Raw genomic sequence first — 16991 nt, forward strand, 5'->3', positions numbered from 1 at the left:
AAGGAGTGGTCAGTCGGCGGCGTCGATCAGCAGCCTGGTCGGGGCGGTGCCGACCGGCGCGGGCAGCCGCAGCGGCTCGCGACCGGGGGTGATGCTGCCGAGCACCGAGGCGTGCCGCGCGCCGGTGCCCGAGGGCAGGGTGCCCGGCAGCCCGTGCACGGTCAGGTAGCCCAGCAGCGCGAATGCCAGGGCCTCCTTGGCGTCCGACGCGACACCCACCTCGTCGCTGGACGTCAGGTCGACGCCGGGCAGCTCGTCGACGAGCATGCCCATCAGGGTCGGGTTGTGCGCCCCGCCGCCGGAGACGACGAGCCGGGTGACGCCGTGCGCGCGGCAGGCGTCGGCCACCGTGAGCGCCGTCAGCCGGGTGAGCGTGGCCAGCACGTCCTGTGGATCCGGGGTGGGCACGTCGGCCAGGGCGGCGAGCAGGTACGGCAGGTGGAACAGCTCCTTGCCGGTGCTCTTCGGGCCGGGCAGCCGGTAGTACGGCTCGTCGAGCAGCCGCCGCAGCAGCGCCGGGCTGACCTGCCCGGCGGCTGCCCCGCGTCCGTCCCGGTCGTACTCCTCGTCGCCGCCGCTGAAGTGGCGTACGGCGGCGTCGAGGAGCGCGTTGGCCGGTCCGGTGTCGAACGCGAGGGGGTCGGCGTCCGGCGCGACGACGGTGATGTTGGCGATCCCGCCGAGGTTGAGGGCGGCCGGGACGCCCGGCAGCCCGCGTAGCAGCAGGGTGTCGAAGAGGGCGACGAGCGGTGCGCCCTGGCCTCCGGCGGCGACGTCGCGGCTGCGCAGGTCGGCCACGACCGCGAGGCCGGTGGCCTCGGCGATCCAGGCCGGCTGACCCAGCTGGAGGGTGCCCCGGACCACGCCGCCCTCGACCCAGTGGTGCATGGTCTGGCCGTGCGAGACGACCAGGTCGGCGCGACCGTCGCACAGCTCGGCGAGGGCCCGCGTGCCGGCCTCGGCGAACGCCTGGCCGATGCCGGTGTCCAGCACGCAGATCGCCTCGGTGGTGGTCGGCTCGGGTGGCAGGGCGGCGGCGATCCGGGCACGCAGCTCGTCCGGGTACGGGTGGCTGAGCCGGCCCAGCGGTCGCATCCGCAGGGTGTCGCCGTCCTGCTCGAACTCGGCCGCGGCGGCTTCGATGCCGTCGTACGAGGTGCCGGACATCAGGCCGATCACGCGCATGGCGGTCTCCTTCATGCCCGGCCCACGGGTGCCGCCGCCGTCTCGTCGTCATCGTCGACGCGGCGGTGGTCGTACGGCGTCGGGGCCGGGTGGAACCAACTCGACACCGTGCCGACGGCCAGCGTGATCAGGACGCCGATCGGCACCAGCCACTGGGCGGCGATGGCGGTCGCGGTGGTGGTGCCGGCCGTCGTCACGTCGATCTTGACGTAGCGGACGATGTAGGTCATCACCGCGATCGTGACCAGGAAGGCGATCACCGCGTCGATCTGGTTGGCCCGCTTGACGAGGCGGCCGAGCAGGAACGCCCCGAGCAGCGCGCCGTAGGTGTAGCCGGCGATGGTCAGACCGGTCAGGTAGACGTTCCCGGTGCTGGAGCTGAACGCGCAGGCGAAGATCGCCATCAGCACCGCCCAGACCAGGGTCATCACCCGGGCGAGCCGGAGCATCGTGTCGTCCGACGGCACCTTCTTGAAGAAGCTGTGGATGAAGTCGGCGACCGTGGAGTTCGACATCGAGTTCAGCGCCGACGACAGCGATCCCATCGCCGCGCCGAGGATGCCGGCGACCAGCAGGCCGGAGATACCCACCGGCAGGGCGTGCAGGATGAAGTTCGGGTACAGGTTGTCGGTGCTGTTCAGGCCCAGCTCCTTGAAGGTCTGGCCCTTGTTGTACGACCACAGCAGCGCGCCGACCAGCGAGAACGCCGCGAACTGGATGACCACGAAGATGCCCGAGGAGACCATCGCCAGCTGGCCCTCGCGCAGCGTGCGGGTCGACAGGATGCGCTGGACGATGAGCTGGTCCGACCCGTGGCTGGCCATCGCGAAGATGGCGCCACCGATGATCGCGGTCGGCAGGGCGAACGGGCTGGTGAGCACGTGCGCGAGGTCGAAGTTGGTGTCGAAGAGCTGGAACTTGCCGGCGTCCAACGCCTGCGAGTAGCCGTCGAACCCGATGGCGTGGCTGAGCACCGCGATGGCCAGGATCGCCCCGCCGAGGTAGAGGCCCATCTGGATGGCGTCGGTCCAGATGACCGCCTTGATGCCACCGAGGTAGGTGTACACCACCGTGATCAGCGTCAGGACGATGATGATCGCCTGGTAGCCGACGTTCAGCCCGAACTCGTCGAGGAGCAGCTTGATCGGGATGGCCGAGGCGAAGAGTCGTACGCCCTCGGCGAGCAGGCGGGTGAAGACGAAGGTGACCGACGCCAGGCCCTGGAGTTTCAGACCGAACCGCTCACCGAGGTACTGGTAGGCGCTGACGAAGCCACCCCGCTTGTAGAGCGGGATGAGCACCGCGGCCACGACCACGCGGCCGATCACGTAACCGAGGGCCAGTTCGACGTTGCCGAAGCCCTGACTGCTGTAGGCGCCGCCGGGCACGCTGATCACGGTCAGGACGCTGGTCTCGGTGGCGACCACGGAGAACGAGACGGTCCACCAGGGCAGCTTGCCCTCGCCCACGAAGTAGTCCTTGGACGACTTCTGTTTACCGGACAGGCGTAGTCCGACGGCGGCGATCACCACGAGGTACAGCACGATCACGACAAGGTCGAGTTGACGCACGGTTCACTCCCAACCAGCGGGGTTGTCAATAAGTGACGTTGGCCCACACTATCGCGAAACTTTTTGCCAGCGCCCGTCCGGTCTGGTTACGCTGTGGTCTCAGCCTGCTGATACGGGGCGGACGCGAGGCCCAAACGGTGCGTTGCCGGCGGATTTCTCAACGATCTGGCGCGCGTCGCCGAACTGGTCAGGGAGCACTCGCCCGGTCGGCGACTGAGTCACCAGCGAGAGGAACGAACACCCCGTGGACCTCAGCACCCTCGGCACCGAGACCCGCAACGACAAGACCACCGACCTCGACCGCATGTCGCCCACCGAGATGCTCCTCGCCATGAACGACGAGGACCGCACGGTCGCGGACGCCGTCCGCCGGGCCGTGCCGGACATCGCGGCGGCCGTCGACGTCATCGTGGCATCGCTGCGCCGAGGCGGTCGGTTGATCTACCTGGGCGCCGGCACCAGCGGCCGGATCGGCATGCTCGACGCCGTCGAGTGCCCACCCACCTTCGGTACGCCGCCCGAGCGGGTCATCGGTCTGCTCGCCGGCGGGGCGGGCGCGTTCGGCGTCGCCGTCGAGGGCGCGGAGGACGACCCGGACCGTGCCGTCGCCGATCTCGACGCGATCGACGTCAGCGACCGTGACACCGTGGTGGGGCTCGCGGCCAGCGGTCGTACCCCCTATGTGGTGGGCGGTCTGGCGCACGCCCGCGCGCGGGGTGCGAGCACCGTCTCCGTCGCCTGCAACACCGACGCGGTGGCCAGCCGGCACGCCGACGTCGCCATCGAGGTGCCGACCGGCCCCGAGGTGCTCACCGGCTCCACCCGGCTCAAGGCCGGCACCGCCGAGAAGCTCGTCTGCAACATGCTGTCGACCGCCACGATGGCCCGCCTCGGCAAGGTCTACGGCAACCTCATGGTGGACATGAACGCCACGAACGCCAAGCTCGTCGACCGGGCGCGTCGCATCGTCGCCGAGGCCGCCGACACCGATCTCGACACCGCGGCCGGGGCGCTCGCCGCGGCGCACGGCCACGCCAAGACGGCCATCGTGCTGCTGCTCGCGCACTGCACCGCCGAGGAGGCCGCGGCACGGCTTCGCGAGGCCAACGACGACGTCCGGGCGGCCGTCGCGGCCTGACCGGCCGTCACGGGTCTGACCGGCCGACGCGTCGGGGCGGTCAGCGGTTGACGTACGCGGCGAGGCCGCCGAGCTCCTCGCTGGCGATGAACACCGACCGCACGTTGAGGATGGCCTCCTCCACGTGGGTGTCGCAGCCCCAGGCCGAGTCGCCCCACGAATCGGCAATCTTGATCCGGGCGGGTGCGGAGCAGCCCTGGACGCCGCCGAGCTGGCAGTGCTCAGGATGCGGGCGGGCCGCCTGCGCGGCCGCGGCGGTACGCATCCGCTCGGTCAGCTCCGCGGCGGCGGCGGCGCGCTGCTCCGCCTCGGCGCGCAACTGCCGCTCCGCGCGTACCGCCCTGGCCAGCTCCTCGTGCGCTGCCCTGGCCTGCGCCTCGGCGGCCGTCTTCGCCTGCTCGACCCGGTGCCGCTCGATGGCCAGCGCCGCGGTGTCGGCGAAGACCCGGGCCAGGGCCAGGTCGGTGTCCTGCGGAACCCGCGGCGTGCGGTGGTACATGGCGAAGGTGCCCAACAGGCCGCCGTCGCGGGCCAGGATCGGCATCGACCAGCAGGCGGCGAGACCGGCCCGCTCCGCCAGATCCCGGAAGTCGTTCCAGAAGGGGTCGGTGGCGATGTCGGTCACGATGACCGGCTCCCGCCGGTACGCGGCGGTGCCGCACGAGCCGACACCCTCGCCGGTGGCGATCCCGTCGATGGCCTCGTTGTAGAACCCGGGCAGGCTCGGCGCGGCCCCGTGGCGCAGGTGCCGGCCGTCCGCGTCGGCGAGCAGCACGGAGACGAGCACCTGCTCGGGCGCCAGATCCTCGATGCAGCGGGCCATCCCGTCCAGCACCTCGGTCAGGGGCGCCTGACGCGCGATCTGCTCCAGCAGGGCGCGGTGCTCGGCCATCAACCGCTGGGCGTGCTTGACCTGGGTGATCTCCACGCCGATCACGCGGATCCCGGTCACCGTGCCGTCGGCGTCGCGGCGCGGCTCGTAGGTGAAGTCGAAGAACGCCTCCCGTGCGTGCGGGCCGACGCCCAGCACGATCCGGGCATCCCGGCCGGTGTACGGCTCGCCCGTGCGGTAGACGTCGTCCAGCAGATCGAGGAAGCCCTGACCGGCCAACTCGGGCAGCAGTTCGGCGACCGTGATCCCGGTGCGCGCCCGTTCGGAACCGATGGCGGCGAAGAACGCCGGGTTCGCCGCCTCCACCACGTGCGTGGGCCCCGCGAGGGACGCGAACACCGCGATGGACTGACCGAACAGCACGCGCAGGTCCTCCTGCGCCGCCTGCCCGGCGTCCGAAGACCGTACGGCGGTCGCCCGCTGGTCCGGTACCGCCGTCATGCTGTGGTCGCCCCTTCCGGTACCGCTTCCGTCGCTGCACCGCTGGATCGCGGTCCGCTCACTGGCCAGGATACGAAAAGAGCCGCCAGACCGCCGGGGAGGGCGCGGGTCAGCCGCTCTCGTCCACGAACTTGTAGTAGCTCATCCGGAAACGTTGCAACAGGGCGCGCATGAACTCCGGACCGGCCTCCGGCGACACCCGCTGTGCCCCGACCGGCACGCCGTTGTCGTAGAAGTCCTGTGCGAGCGCCCCCCACTCCGGGTCGAGGACGGTCAGCGACACCGGTTGGCCGGGCTGCCAATTGAACTCGGCCACCCGACGATTGGTGTGCTGGGCGAACGTGTACAGCGCCACCCTGGTCGTCGCCTGCTCGGTCATGCCTGCCTCCTGGTTCACCACGACCCACTCACCACGGGCTCGGCGGGCGGAAGGCGTTCCACGCCTCGCCCGTGATCGTGCCTCGGGCACGGATCTCGTTGAAGCGGTCCATCGCACCGGAGAGCGCCTGCTCACTCAGGCCGGTGCCGCGCAACCGGTCCGCCAGCGCCGCCGGGTCGGTGTCCTGGAGTCGGGCCATCGTCTCGGGGCTCAGCGGCCGGTTCATCTGCTGGGTGACGAAGTCCGAGCGCAACGGCTCGGCGTTCGACTCGGGGAACGAGTAACCGTGGTCGATGGCGACCAGGCGACCGTCGGGCCCGGTCAGGTAGTTACCCATGTGCCGGTCGGTGTTGCCGCTGATGTAGTCGAGCACCGCCATCCGTTCGCTCTCGGCGGCCGGATAGGCGTTGGCGGGACGACCCGGGCTCGCGTTCTCCACGAACTCCTGCATCGACCCGGCCCCGTGCGGCCCGTCCCAGCGCGCCGTCGTCGGCACCAGGCCGAAGCCCAGATCCTCGTCGAGCCGCGAGGCGGCGACCTCACGCGCGGCCAACTGGTTCTCCGGAATGGTGGAGCGCACCTGGACGAACTCGTTCTCCGGCACGTTCGGCTTGTAGACGCCGTGCGTGCCGTCGGTGAACGTGACGTCGTACGCGTCGTTGACGTGTCCGCCGGGGTCGAGTTCGGTCATGCTGTGCACCTCCCTGCCGAGCAGCCGCAACTCGGCCTCGCTCGCATGATCGGGCATCAGCGGATCGGCCCCGGAGCCGGACTCCGGCGCGGCGCTCCCGTCGGGGTCCGTCGGCTCCCCGCCCTCGTGCGACGTACCTCCGTCGTGCCCGGCACCGCCGTCGGACCCTCCACCGCCGTCGTGCGGCGGTCCGCCGCCTCCGGCCGGGCCGCCGCCGGGAGATCCCGGCTCGCGGTTGACGTCCGGAGGCCAGTCGTCCTGCCGGGCCCACGGCGGCGGCTGCCCGCCGCCCGCCGGGTCCGTGTAGCCGCGCGCGCCCGGACCGGGGGCCGGCATGTCGGTGGAGCGCGACCCACCCGGGGTACGCCGGAGGCCCCGCAACGCCGTGCGGAGCGCGTCGAGCAGTTCGCCGAGCTTGGACAGGATCGGCCGCAGGCGGCTGACGCTGCGGGCCAACGCTGTGAGGAGCCCGGAAACCTTCGCGGCCCACTTGGCGACCAGCGACGAGACCTGGGCCGCGACCAAGGGAGTGGCCGCGCCCAGGGTCAGACCGGCCTCGGCGAGCCACACCCACAGCCGGACGGCGAGAACCGAGACGAAATCGGCGATGAGGTCCCGGACCAGCTCCCGGACCAGCGCCACCAGCAGGCCCGCGCCCTCGACGACGGTGCCGATCAGATCGGTGGCGTCGGCGAGGCCGGCGAGGTGGCGCAGGTGCTGGTCGCTGTAGCGGCGGTACGCCTCGGACGCGGGGCCCGTCCAGGTGGCGATCTCGGTGCGGACCGCCTCGGACAGCGCGGTTGCCTGGTCCCCGACCTGCCGTGAGACGTTGTGCCACGTCTGTGCGTACGCGGTGATCTGGTCCGGGTCGCCGGCCAGCCAGTCGAGGGCGTCGGAGAGCGGCTTGACGTGCTCGATGAGCCAGGCAACCCCCCACGAGACGATCGACCCGATCGGGTCGACGCAGGTCGCCAGCACTTCCATCGACGTACCGAAGCCGCCGATGGTCAGGTCCACCCAGGAGCCGCTCTCGATGCCGTTGCGCAGGTCGACCAGGCTTTCGACGAGACCGAGGCCGCTGTACGAGGTGGTGGTGTCCTGTCGGGCGGCGATCAGCGGGTTCGCCACGTCGGTGCTCACCGGTGCATCCGCCCGAGGGAGTCGGAGATCGTCGCGTCGGTGTCGTGGTAGGCGTCCACCGTCCCGTCGAGCGCCCCGGCCGCGCTGTGCAACGCCTCCTGCGCCGCCGCGAGCGCCTCGGCGGCCGGGCCCTGAAGGAAGTCCAGCAGGAAGGGGAGCGCCTGGCAGACGGGGAGGTGCCCGTACGCGTCGCCGCCCATCCGCACGTACGCCGCCGCGTCGTGTGCGACGCCGATCCCCGCGGAGATCCGGTCGACGGAACGGGCGTGTGTGGTCAGCGCCGCCGTGGTGACCTCGAACCCGGCTGCCTCAGCGCCCACGGTCACCCCAGCTGCCGTACCCCTGCTCGTCCTCCTCGGGCACCTCGGGGAAGCGCGACTCGTAGCTGCCCACGACGGCGCGGGCGGTCTCGGAGTCGGCGCCCACGGTCTCCGCGGCGGCCTCGGCCACCTGCGGCGCCAACCGCCCCTGCGCCCGGCGCATCACGGCCAGCACCTCGGCGGCGATCTCGTCCGCCCGCCAGCGCAGCACCCGGTCGTCGAGCCGCAGGTCGGTCATGGCGCCGGACGCGGCGACGGTGACCTGGACCGCGCCGTCCGCGCCCTCGGCGGTCGCCGACATCGTCGCGACGCGCTCCGACAACTCGTGCGCGCGGGCGGCCCGTTCGGAGATGCCCGCGGCCCAGGAGGCGACGAAGTTCTCGGTCGCCGCCCCGAAATCGGCGCTCGGAAACTGCGCCACCAGACCTCCCCCGTGTGACGGCTGCCGGCCGCCGGGAACGACTGACGCCGGCGGCGGCGCGGCCACCACACGATACGCCTCCACCCTCCGACGTGGAGCCCGCGCCGGAACGGCGACTCCCGGCCGCTCGGGTGAGCGGCCGGGAGCCATCAATCGGGTACGACGTCCGGGTACGGACGACTGTCGGTCAGCCGCGGATCCACTGCTGGTTGCTGCCGCCGGTGCACGTCCAGATCTGCACGGCGGTGCCGTTGGCGGTGCCCGCGCCGTTGACATCCAGGCAGAGCCCCGAGGCCACCCCGGTGATCGTGCCGTCGCCGTTGACGCGCCACTGCTGGCCGCCGCCACCGTTGCAGGTCATGATCCGGGCACGGCTTCCGGTCGCGGTGCTCGCCACGTCCAGGCACTTGTTGCCGTAGACGGTGAGCTGGTTGCTGCTGGTGAGCGTCCACTGCTGGTTGGCGCCGCTGTTGCAGTCCCAGATCTGCACGACCGCGCCGTCGGCCTGGCTCTGGCCGTTGACGTCCAGGCATCGGTTGGAGCCCGCGCCGCGGATGGTCCCGGTCGGGCCCGGCTCACCGGAGTTGCCGACCGGCGTGATGGAGAGGTTGTCGAACTGGGCGGTGACCCCCTGGCCGGTGCCGTACCCGATCTGGCCGGCGACCCACGTCGAGTCGGAGGCCGTGCCGACGGTGGCGCCGTCGATGCTCGCGGTGAGGGTGCTTCCGTTGAGCGTCAGGGCCAGGGTGTGCCAGCGTCCGGTGCCCAGCGCCGAGGTGTTGCCGCTGGCCAGCGTGCGCCAGTTGCCGCTGGTGTTGTTGCTCCGGATCGACCACGCGCCACCGTCGGTCACCCGGAAGTAGTAGCCGTTGAGGTTCTGCGGCCCCTGGTGGTTGTACGTGTTGCCGCGGCCGATGAGCTGCGCGTAGCCGGACTTCTCCAGCATGACGTCGGAGGAGACCGTGTAGTTCCGCCAGCTCAGGTCACCCAACAGCGTGTACGGCTCGGCCTGCCCGGACGTCCAGAAGATCGGCGTCTGCTCCGACATCTGCCGTACGCACCGGCCGGAGCGGCCACCGCCGCAGGCGGCGATCTCGAACGAGCCCTGCTGGTCCATCAGGTACTTGGCCTCACGCCCGACGTCGTAGCTGTCGAAGGTGTCGCTGTACGGCAGCTTCAGGGTGCCCTGCGCCGGGCTGGTCGCGGTGCCCTTGCCCTGGCCGCTGGTGGTGGTGATGCTGTAGACGTAGCCGGGCTGGACGGTGAGCGAGAAGCGTCCGCCGCTCGGCGTGAGGTCGCTGCCGCGGACGAAGTGGTCGGCGGTGTTGTTCGACCTGACGTTCGTCGACCAGACCCGTACGGTGCCGGTGGACAGTCCGCCGGTGACGGTGAAGTCGAGGGTCTGTGCCGATCCGGCGTCCATCGTCTCGATGATGGTGCTGTAGTCGCTGTTGTTTGTGGACTTGAGCGACACGTAGCTGCCGTTGTTGCGGTTGCCGCCGAGGTAGCCGCTCGATCCGTCGAGGTAGCGCCAGCCCGGGGCGGTGAACTGCGTGGTCTGCGCCATCACCCACGTGCTCTTGCCGATCGAGTACGCGCCGGACCAGGGCTGCTGGGCCACCGCCACGCCCGTGGTCGCCCACGGGATGTTGGGGGTGATGGCGGCGATGGCGGGCCAGTTGATGTAGCCGGTCATCTTGCCGTCGATGTAGCCACGGTTGATGCCCCGGGCGAGCGCCTGCGCTCCGGCGTTGTAGTCGTCGGACCCGTTCTCGCTGGCCCACAGCGCCTTGCCGGTGGACACCGCGTTGGAGGAGCTGGGGCAGCTGGACTGCGCGCTGCGGTAGCCGCAGACGTAGTGGCTGCCGAAGACCTGTACGGCGTTGGCGAACGCCGGGTCACGTAGCGACTCGTCCGCGGCCCCCCAGCCGAAGTCGTCCGAGGCCACGATCTTGACGTTGCTGTAGCCACGGGAGTTGAGGGTCGAGCGGAGGTTCTTGTACCAGGTGGCGTTGTAGCCCTTCTCGTTCCACCCGCCGAGGTAGTTGATGGTCAGCCCGTGGGTGCCCGCGCAGTCCAGCCAGGCGACCAGGTACTCGATCGAGTCGTTGGACCAGAAGTTGCCGTTGCCGATCCAGCCCGGTGCTCCCCAGGCCAGGCCCGCCAGGGCGATGTTGGGGTTGCGCGTCCGCGCCTGCTCCATCAGCCACCACTCGTAGCCCCGGTTGCAGTTGATGCTGCCCCGGGTGTGCTCGTGGCTGGGCTCCGCGCCGGAGGTGGAGTTGGTGTCGCCGCCGATCTCGGTCTTCAGCAGTTGCATCGCCGCGCCACGGCCCGGCTTGAACAGGTAGTCCAGGATGTCGCTGCGCTGCGGTTCCGGGTAGTCGATCAGCAGTCTGCTGTTGCCACCGCCGCCGCTGACCGCGCCGATACCGTCGAGCGCCCGTCCGCCGGACCCGCCGTTGATCGTGATGGCCGTCGCCGCCTGCGCCGGGGTGGCGACGGCGGTCAGCACGGCTGCCGCCCCCACGAGCGCCCCCACCAGCGCGGCCGTTAACCGACGTGGACGCCGCGTGTGTCGCCATGACCGGCGTCGTACCGCCGCGCCAGCACTCTCTCTACCGAACATCTGATTCGCCTCCTGGACCGTTCCCGACACCCGGAGCCGTACGGCAGGTTGTCGAGCTGTCGCATGGCGCAGGGGCCGGTGATCGAAGATCGTTGATGAGCAGACGTCATATGTTAAGCACCGCATAGATCGGCGGTCAATGCCGCTACCTTGCTCATTTACCGCCATTTGCATCGACGGACTTCACGTGGCGGCAAAGAAAGATTTGATGAATATGCCTCTGTGTGGCCGAGCGGCTCGGCGGCGGAGCCTGACGGTTCCGCCGCCGAGCGCGATTCCTAACGGTGCGCGTTGGAGGCGCCCACCGGGCTCAGCTCCGGCTCCACCGCTGGTTGGCGGCGCCGTTGCAGTCCCGGATCTCGGCGCGCGTGCCGTTGGCGGTCCCGTTGCTGACCAGGGCGAGGCACCGACCGGACCCGACCCCGGTGATCGAACCGTCGGAGTTGAACCGCCACCGCTGGTTGGACTGGCCGTTGCAGTCCCAGATGATCACCGAGCTGCCGTTGGCCGTGGCTGCGCCGTTGACGTCGAGGCACTTGCCGCCGAACACCCGCAGCTCCTGCGACGCGGTCGAGGTCCACTGCTGGTTGCTCTGGCCGTGGCAGTCCCAGATGATCGCCGCCGCGCCGTTGGCCTGCGAGCCTCCGTTGACGTCCAGGCAGCGTCCGGACGCCGTGTTGCGTACCGCCGACGTGCTGCTCGGTGGCGGGGTGGTCGGATTGCCGGTGGGCGACACGGTCGGGCTCGGCGTCGGGTCGGTGCTGCTGAACTGCGTGAAGAACCGCCACACCTCGCCCTTGGTCCAGGTCCGCGCGCCGCTGTCGCCGCCGCCGTCCACCGGGCCGGGGGTGTGCCCGCCGTCGAAGGCGGCCCAGACCACGGGGTAGCCGGACCGGCATCCGGAGTACGTGGTGGTGATGTGGGTCAGGCTGCCCGCTCTCGGCTCGGGAGGGCTCTGTGCGGTGCAGCCGTTGATCCGTACGAACGTGTCGCGCAGGGACCGCCCGGCGGAGATGTTGAGCACCGGGTCCCCGATGCCGTGGATGCCCATGTACGCGATCGGCTGGGTGCCGCCGCTGCACCCGCTGAGCTGGCCGCCGGAGTAGACCGCGACGGCACGGAAGACGTTGGCGCGGGAGCAGGCCAGCGAGTAGCTCATGCCTCCGCCGTAGCTGAAGCCGAGCGCGAAGAGCTGCGACGTGTCAACACAGAGATCGGCCTCGATCAGGTTGATCATGTTGTCGACGAAGGTGATGTCCTGACCGCCGGGGTTGGCCCAGCCGTTCCCGTTGCCCTGGGGGGCGACGAAGATCGTGCTGTTGTTGGCCTGCTGGCGCAGCCCGTAGTAGGACCAGGCCGCGCCGTCGGATCCGCCGCCGTCGACGTCGTTCATGGTGCCGCCGTTCCAGTGGAATCCGAAGATCAGCCGGTACGGATGGTTCCGGTCGTAGTTGTCGGGGATCCGCAGGATGAAACTACGGTTCTGACCGCTGCTCTGGATGGACCGTTGACCGCTGGTCAGCGTGGGCGCCTTGCCGCACCCGGCGGTTCCTGCGGCCGCTGCGACGTTCGCGGCCGACGCGGTGGTGCTCACGCCACCGGTCACTATCGCCGCACCCACGGTCGCGACGACGAGCGCCGCCGTCGCAAGAGAACCAAGGATGGGTCTACGTCTTGTCATGATGGGCTCCCGCCAATCGGCACGAAGTGAAGGTGAAGGGATCCACGGCGGCCGCGACACGCCACCGCTCACCGCTGCCGACGCCGCTCGGCGCGGACGAAACCCCCACGCGGTGTGCCCACGGCGATTGACCGGCTCGTCGCCACGGGTCTGCACCGCTGGTCTCGCCGCCCAAGCGGGACCAGAGGGTCGTCGAATCGTCGGTGGCCACGTCGTACGCCCGAACGCCACGCGAGCGGCCGTCGAACGGAGCACCGTCCACGGCCGAACCGATTCGGCCCCGACGCTAGATCTGGCAGTGAAATATGTCAATGCCGTGTCGAGCGGGTTGCGGGCCGACGCGAGCGGCCGGCGCTACGGTGCTGTTCGTACCTCGCTGAGGTGTTTGGTAACACGCAGCAGCACCTGGTCCGGTGGTCCGTCGACGAAGGTGGCCGTGTCGGAGAGCGCGGCGATCAGCGGTAGCCCACGGCCGCCGATGGTCAGCGGTGCGGGAAGGTCCGCGTCGAGCTTGGCCGCGTCCGGGCTGCGGCCCCGGTTGCCGACTTCGAGCACGCACACGTTGTCGTCGATGCGGATGGCGATGTCGACGGTGCTGCCGGGATCGGCGTGGATCACCGCGTTGGAGCACGCCTCGCTGATCACTACGGCCAGGTTGGCGCGGACGTCGTCGGCGACGTCGGTCAGACTCAGCAGGGTGGCGAGGATGTGCCGGGCGCGGGCCACCGTCGACGGCTGGCGGGGGAGAGACAGTGTCATGCCCAACCGCATCGCGTCGCTCCTTCCCCGCCCGTGCGTCGCCAATCCGGCCCACCCTGTCATACCCACGGCCGCACGGTCCGAAGCCCGGTTTCGCCACGACGGGTCGGGATCTCCCTGAGGCGGGCAGCGCCGGTTTCTGGCACGGTGGGAGACGAACGAAGCCGAGGTACGGCATGCGAGGGGGACTGGTGGATTTCGCGTTGGCAACGCGGCGAGGGAACGTCGGCACAGTGGTGGAGGTGTCCGGCGACCTCGACATGAGCACCACCCCGCGCCTGCGGGAGGGGCTGCTCGAGGTGGTGGAGAGCGGCGTCCGGGTGGTGGTGGTCGACCTCGCCGCCGTCGGGTTCATGGACTCCAGCGGCCTGGGCGCGCTCGTGGTCGCCTACAAGGCGATGCGGGCCCGGGACGGCTGGCTCGGCCTGGCCGGAGTCCAGCCGCCGGTACGCAAGGTGCTCTCGATCACGTCGGTGGACCGGGTCATCGAATCCTTCGACACCGTCGAGGCCGCCGAGGAGGCGTCCCCGGCGTCCTGAGCGTCGTCTCAGTGGGTGCTGGCGCGGGCGATGTCAGCGCCGGCGGTGGTACGGCGTGGCCCGTGGCCGTCGTACCAGTCGATGATGAGCAGGGTCGCGTCGTCGGCCAGTACCGGGCCGGCGGTCGCCAGCACCCTGTCCGAGAGCGCCCGGACCGCCTCGCGCGGGTGCAGGTGGGCGATCTCGCGCAGCGCCGCCTCCAGGTCCAGGTCGGCGGCGTTGCGTTCGCGCATCCCGTCGGTGACGATCACCAACCGGTCACCGGGGAGCAGCGCGATCTCCCCGCTGCGGTAGCGCTCCTCGGGGAACATGCCGAGCGGGAAGTTGCTGGGCAGCTCCACCGGTACGACCCGGTCGCCACGGACCAGCACCGGCGGGACGTGCCCGGCGTTGAGTAGTTCGCAGCGACCGGTACGCAGGTCCAGTCGGCCGAGCACGGCGGTGACGTACGCGCCGGGCACGTTGGCGTGCTCCGCGACGGCCCGGCTTGCCTGGTCGGCCTGCGCGACGAGGCTGTCGCCACGACGGCGGGTGTTCCGCAGGCTGCCCACCCCGAGGGTTGCGGTCAGCGCGCTGGCCACGCCGTGCCCCATCGCGTCGGTGACGCTGACGTGCAGCAGGTCCCGGGCCAGGCTGTAGTCGAAGGTGTCCCCACCGACACTGGCCGCCGGTTCCAGCCATCCGGACAGCGCGAAGGCGCCCGCCTCGCAGGTGAACGCGGCGGGCAGCAGCCGGCGCTGGATCTCCGCCGAGAGGGTGAACGGGGTGCTGCGCTGGCCCCACTCGAACAGGTCGGTGTGCCGGCGGTTGGCGATGACCACGAACGCCAGCGCGTGCGCGGTGCGGGCGATCTGCGCGACCACCGACTCGTCCGGCTCCTGCGGAAGGTCGATCTCCAGCAGGCCGATCGCCTCACCGCGTTCGGTGACCGGCGCCAGCACCCTCCACCGGCCGTCGCCTGGCAGCACCTGGGTGCTCTGCTGACGAAGGACTTGTTCGCGGGGACCGCCGTCGAACGGCAGAACCTCGGCGGCCTCCTCGTCCTGGCGGCGGCCGGGACCGTCGGGGGCCGGTTGGTGGGTGAGTCGGACCAGCGCGCGGCCGCTGAGGTCGGCGATCAGCAGCGAGACGCTTGACGCGTGCAGCGCCGCGGCGATGGTGCCCGTGACGGCCTCGACCGCCTCCACGGGGGCGGCGTCCTCGGCCGCCTGCAACACCTCGGTCAGCACCGCCTGTCCGCTGTCGTCCACCCCTCGAGCATAAGCGCCAGTTCTCCAGCCCGATCGGCGAGCGGACGTGCGGCACTTCCGGACGGTAGCCGCGCAACTACTTTGCCCGGCGGTGCAACTTCCCGGTGCCGCGGCTCCGTTCTACCTCCGGCACAAGGAGGCATTCGACGTGAAAGCCGAAGATGAGCAGGCATTCCGCGAGTTCGTGACGTCAGAGATGGCGTCACTGCGCAAGCTGGCGTACGTGACCTGCGGCGACTGGCACACGGCAGAGGACGCCGTCGCCAACGCGCTGGTCAAGCTCTATCCGCGGTGGCGGAAGCTGGACCGACCCGATCTCTACGTCAAGACCATGGTGTACCGGGCCGCGATCGACGAGACCCGTCGGCCCTGGCGGCGCGAGCGACCGGCTGGTGACGCCATGCCGGACGTGGTGGTGCGGGACCCGGCCGCTGCGACCGACGAGCGGATGCGTCTGCGTGTGGCGCTCAACGCCGTGCCGGCCCGGCAACGGGCCGCAGTGGTGCTCCGCCACTACCTGGGTCTGAGCCTGGAGGACACCGCCGGCGTCCTGGACTGCACGGTCGGCGCGGCCAAGAGCCAGGCCTCGCGTGGCCTGGCGAAGCTGCGCGAGTCACTCGCCGGCGAACGCATCAATCTCACCGGGAAGCCCGTGGAGGAGTGGACCAATGCAGTTGCGTGACCTCGTGGACACCGTGACAGGCGACGAGCCGCCGATGGCCCGTACCGTCGACGACATCGTCGCGTTGGGGCGGCGTGCCGAGCGGCGTCGCCGCGCCGGGTTCGCGTCGGCGGGCGCGGCCGGTCTGGCCGCGGTCGCGGTCGCCGGTGTGCTCGTCCTGCCCGCCGTGAGCGCCGAGCAGAACACCACCACCACGCCGGCCTCGGCCGGCGCGACGATGTCCCAGCCCGTCCAGGCCGCGTGGTCCGACGCCGCGCCGTTCAGCTTCACCTTCAAGGGGTACGACGCCGGCACGCTGCACGTGCAGAACCCGATCGTCGCGTCCACCGCGTACCAGATCGCCTCCGTCTATTCCGACGGTCACGACTCGAACGACAGGCCGGTGACCGAGGAGGAGGCCGCGCCCCCGGACCCCGGCCTCAGCATCGAGCAACAGAAGAAGGCGGCAGCCGGCGGCAGGCCGAGCCTGTGGGCCTACCTGACCGTCTACCGCCCGGGTGCCTTCGACCCCGCCGGAATCAAGGGCGGCAGCAACGTCACCGTCTCCGGGCGCAAAGCCGTGCGGGCGACCCTGCCGGTCGGCCTGAACCCCAGGAACGAGCCGGACACGCGCAACAAGCTGTTCGCCTGGGAGTACGCCGACAACGCCTGGGCGGCCGTCACGTCGATCTCCTCCGACCCGGCGACGCCGAGCTTCGAGGACCTGGGCGGCCTCGTCGAAGGCCTGAAGCCGAGCCCTCCGGCGCCGGCCCTGGTGCCGTTCACGGTCGGCTACGTGCCGGCCGGCTACGCGCCGCTGCAGATCGGCTCGCACGCCATGCCCGGCCTGAGCGGCATCGCGGCGGCCCGCGCCGGTGACTACGGAGGCGCGACGTACACCAAGCCGGCTGCGCCCACCTCGGGCCTGACCGCGCCCTACGACTCGGCCGAGGACGGCATCAAGAACGGGTTCCACATCTTCGTCACCCCGAACACCAGCTCGAACCAGTCGCCCGAGCCCGGTGCCACGAGGTGCCACGAGGCGTCCGACGGAGGCGGCCGGAACGCCGGCGGTGGCTTCTGCAACATCTGGAACGCCGACGGCACGGTCGTCCTCCAGGTCAGCTCGATGGGTCTCGGCGGCCACCTGTCCCAGGCCGAGCTGGAGAAGATCGCCAAGGGGATCACGGTGGCCGACGTCGGGAACGAGTCGACCTGGACCGCCGCCGCGACGGCCCTTCGCCCGTAACCGCGGTCCGCTGCGCCACGGCGGTGACCGCACGCTCGGGTGCGG

Annotated in this window: 15 protein-coding genes; 4 read left to right on the forward strand and 11 right to left on the reverse strand. The window is 70.9% G+C overall.

Annotated elements, in window-relative coordinates; translation table 11 throughout:
- Nucleotides 1-9 precede the first annotated feature (9 nt).
- Together ACTFTM_RS04075 and ACTFTM_RS04080 are read right to left on the reverse strand one after the other, a co-directional pair.
- Nucleotides 10-1185, reverse strand: coding sequence for an anhydro-N-acetylmuramic acid kinase (locus tag ACTFTM_RS04075; RefSeq protein ID WP_449564522.1), 1176 nt, complete (start codon nt 1183-1185; stop codon nt 10-12).
- Nucleotides 1186-1196: 11 nt separating this feature from the next.
- Nucleotides 1197-2756: a sodium:solute symporter gene (locus ACTFTM_RS04080; protein WP_449564523.1), complete on the reverse strand. Its 1560-nt coding sequence runs from the start codon at nt 2754-2756 to the stop codon at nt 1197-1199.
- A gap of 244 nt (nt 2757-3000) precedes the next feature.
- Between ACTFTM_RS04080 and murQ the strand changes: the two genes are divergently transcribed.
- On the forward strand, nt 3001-3894 hold the full coding sequence (gene murQ, locus ACTFTM_RS04085) for an N-acetylmuramic acid 6-phosphate etherase (protein WP_449564524.1): 894 nt from the start codon (nt 3001-3003) through the stop codon (nt 3892-3894).
- Nucleotides 3895-3934: 40 nt separating this feature from the next.
- Here the strand turns inward: murQ and ACTFTM_RS04090 are convergent, their stop codons facing one another.
- From ACTFTM_RS04090 to ACTFTM_RS04125, 8 genes are all read right to left on the reverse strand, one after another.
- Nucleotides 3935-5227, reverse strand: coding sequence for a GAF domain-containing protein (locus tag ACTFTM_RS04090; protein ID WP_449564525.1), 1293 nt, complete (start codon nt 5225-5227; stop codon nt 3935-3937).
- A 109-nt stretch (nt 5228-5336) separates the two neighbouring features.
- Nucleotides 5337-5606, reverse strand: coding sequence for a hypothetical protein (locus ACTFTM_RS04095; protein ID WP_449564526.1), 270 nt, complete (start codon nt 5604-5606; stop codon nt 5337-5339).
- 28 nt (nt 5607-5634) lie between these two features.
- The gene (locus ACTFTM_RS04100; RefSeq protein ID WP_449564527.1) at nt 5635-7437 is read right to left on the reverse strand and encodes a WXG100-like domain-containing protein; all 1803 of its coding nucleotides are present in this window, start codon (nt 7435-7437) and stop codon (nt 5635-5637) included.
- Complete coding sequence (locus ACTFTM_RS04105) at nt 7434-7763, reverse strand: hypothetical protein (RefSeq protein ID WP_449564528.1); 330 nt, start codon at nt 7761-7763, stop codon at nt 7434-7436. The genes ACTFTM_RS04100 and ACTFTM_RS04105 overlap by 4 nt, the downstream gene beginning before the upstream one ends.
- The gene (locus tag ACTFTM_RS04110; protein WP_449564529.1) at nt 7747-8178 is read right to left on the reverse strand and encodes a YbaB/EbfC family nucleoid-associated protein; all 432 of its coding nucleotides are present in this window, start codon (nt 8176-8178) and stop codon (nt 7747-7749) included. The genes ACTFTM_RS04105 and ACTFTM_RS04110 overlap by 17 nt, the downstream gene beginning before the upstream one ends.
- Before the next feature lie 187 nt (nt 8179-8365).
- Nucleotides 8366-10807, reverse strand: coding sequence for a ricin-type beta-trefoil lectin domain protein (locus tag ACTFTM_RS04115; RefSeq protein ID WP_449564530.1), 2442 nt, complete (start codon nt 10805-10807; stop codon nt 8366-8368).
- A gap of 310 nt (nt 10808-11117) precedes the next feature.
- Nucleotides 11118-12488, reverse strand: a complete 1371-nt coding sequence (locus ACTFTM_RS04120) for a ricin-type beta-trefoil lectin domain protein (protein ID WP_449564531.1) — start codon at nt 12486-12488, stop codon at nt 11118-11120.
- A 354-nt stretch (nt 12489-12842) separates the two neighbouring features.
- Nucleotides 12843-13247, reverse strand: a complete 405-nt coding sequence (locus ACTFTM_RS04125; RefSeq protein ID WP_449564532.1) for an ATP-binding protein — start codon at nt 13245-13247, stop codon at nt 12843-12845.
- Between the two features lie 176 nt (nt 13248-13423).
- Between ACTFTM_RS04125 and ACTFTM_RS04130 the strand changes: the two genes are divergently transcribed.
- Nucleotides 13424-13786 (forward strand): STAS domain-containing protein, encoded by a 363-nt coding sequence (locus tag ACTFTM_RS04130; RefSeq protein ID WP_449564533.1) that lies wholly within the window; start codon nt 13424-13426, stop codon nt 13784-13786.
- Nucleotides 13787-13794: 8 nt separating this feature from the next.
- On the opposite strand, the gene ACTFTM_RS04135 is transcribed toward ACTFTM_RS04130, so the two are convergent.
- On the reverse strand, nt 13795-15036 hold the full coding sequence (locus ACTFTM_RS04135) for a PP2C family protein-serine/threonine phosphatase (protein WP_449564534.1): 1242 nt from the start codon (nt 15034-15036) through the stop codon (nt 13795-13797).
- A gap of 148 nt (nt 15037-15184) precedes the next feature.
- Between ACTFTM_RS04135 and ACTFTM_RS04140 the strand changes: the two genes are divergently transcribed.
- Together ACTFTM_RS04140 and ACTFTM_RS04145 are read left to right on the forward strand one after the other, a co-directional pair.
- Nucleotides 15185-15718, forward strand: a complete 534-nt coding sequence (locus ACTFTM_RS04140; protein WP_449564535.1) for a SigE family RNA polymerase sigma factor — start codon at nt 15185-15187, stop codon at nt 15716-15718.
- Nucleotides 15705-16946 (forward strand): hypothetical protein, encoded by a 1242-nt coding sequence (locus tag ACTFTM_RS04145; protein ID WP_449564536.1) that lies wholly within the window; start codon nt 15705-15707, stop codon nt 16944-16946. Before ACTFTM_RS04140 ends, ACTFTM_RS04145 begins: the two co-directional genes overlap by 14 nt.
- The last annotated feature ends 45 nt before the right edge of the window (nt 16947-16991 follow it).

The organism is Micromonospora sp. RB23, from assembly GCF_053585025.1.

Coding starts and splice junctions, on each gene's coding strand:
- ACTFTM_RS04075 (WP_449564522.1), bottom strand. CDS start 1,185: ATGCGCGTGATCGGCCTGATGTCCGGCACCTCGTACGACGGCATCGAA.
- ACTFTM_RS04090 (WP_449564525.1), bottom strand. CDS start 5,227: ATGACGGCGGTACCGGACCAGCGGGCGACCGCCGTACGGTCTTCGGAC.
- ACTFTM_RS04095 (WP_449564526.1), bottom strand. CDS start 5,606: ATGACCGAGCAGGCGACGACCAGGGTGGCGCTGTACACGTTCGCCCAG.
- ACTFTM_RS04115 (WP_449564530.1), bottom strand. CDS start 10,807: ATGTTCGGTAGAGAGAGTGCTGGCGCGGCGGTACGACGCCGGTCATGG.
- ACTFTM_RS04120 (WP_449564531.1), bottom strand. CDS start 12,488: ATGACAAGACGTAGACCCATCCTTGGTTCTCTTGCGACGGCGGCGCTC.
- ACTFTM_RS04125 (WP_449564532.1), bottom strand. CDS start 13,247: ATGACACTGTCTCTCCCCCGCCAGCCGTCGACGGTGGCCCGCGCCCGG.
- ACTFTM_RS04130 (WP_449564533.1), top strand. CDS start 13,424: ATGCGAGGGGGACTGGTGGATTTCGCGTTGGCAACGCGGCGAGGGAAC.
- ACTFTM_RS04145 (WP_449564536.1), top strand. CDS start 15,705: ATGCAGTTGCGTGACCTCGTGGACACCGTGACAGGCGACGAGCCGCCG.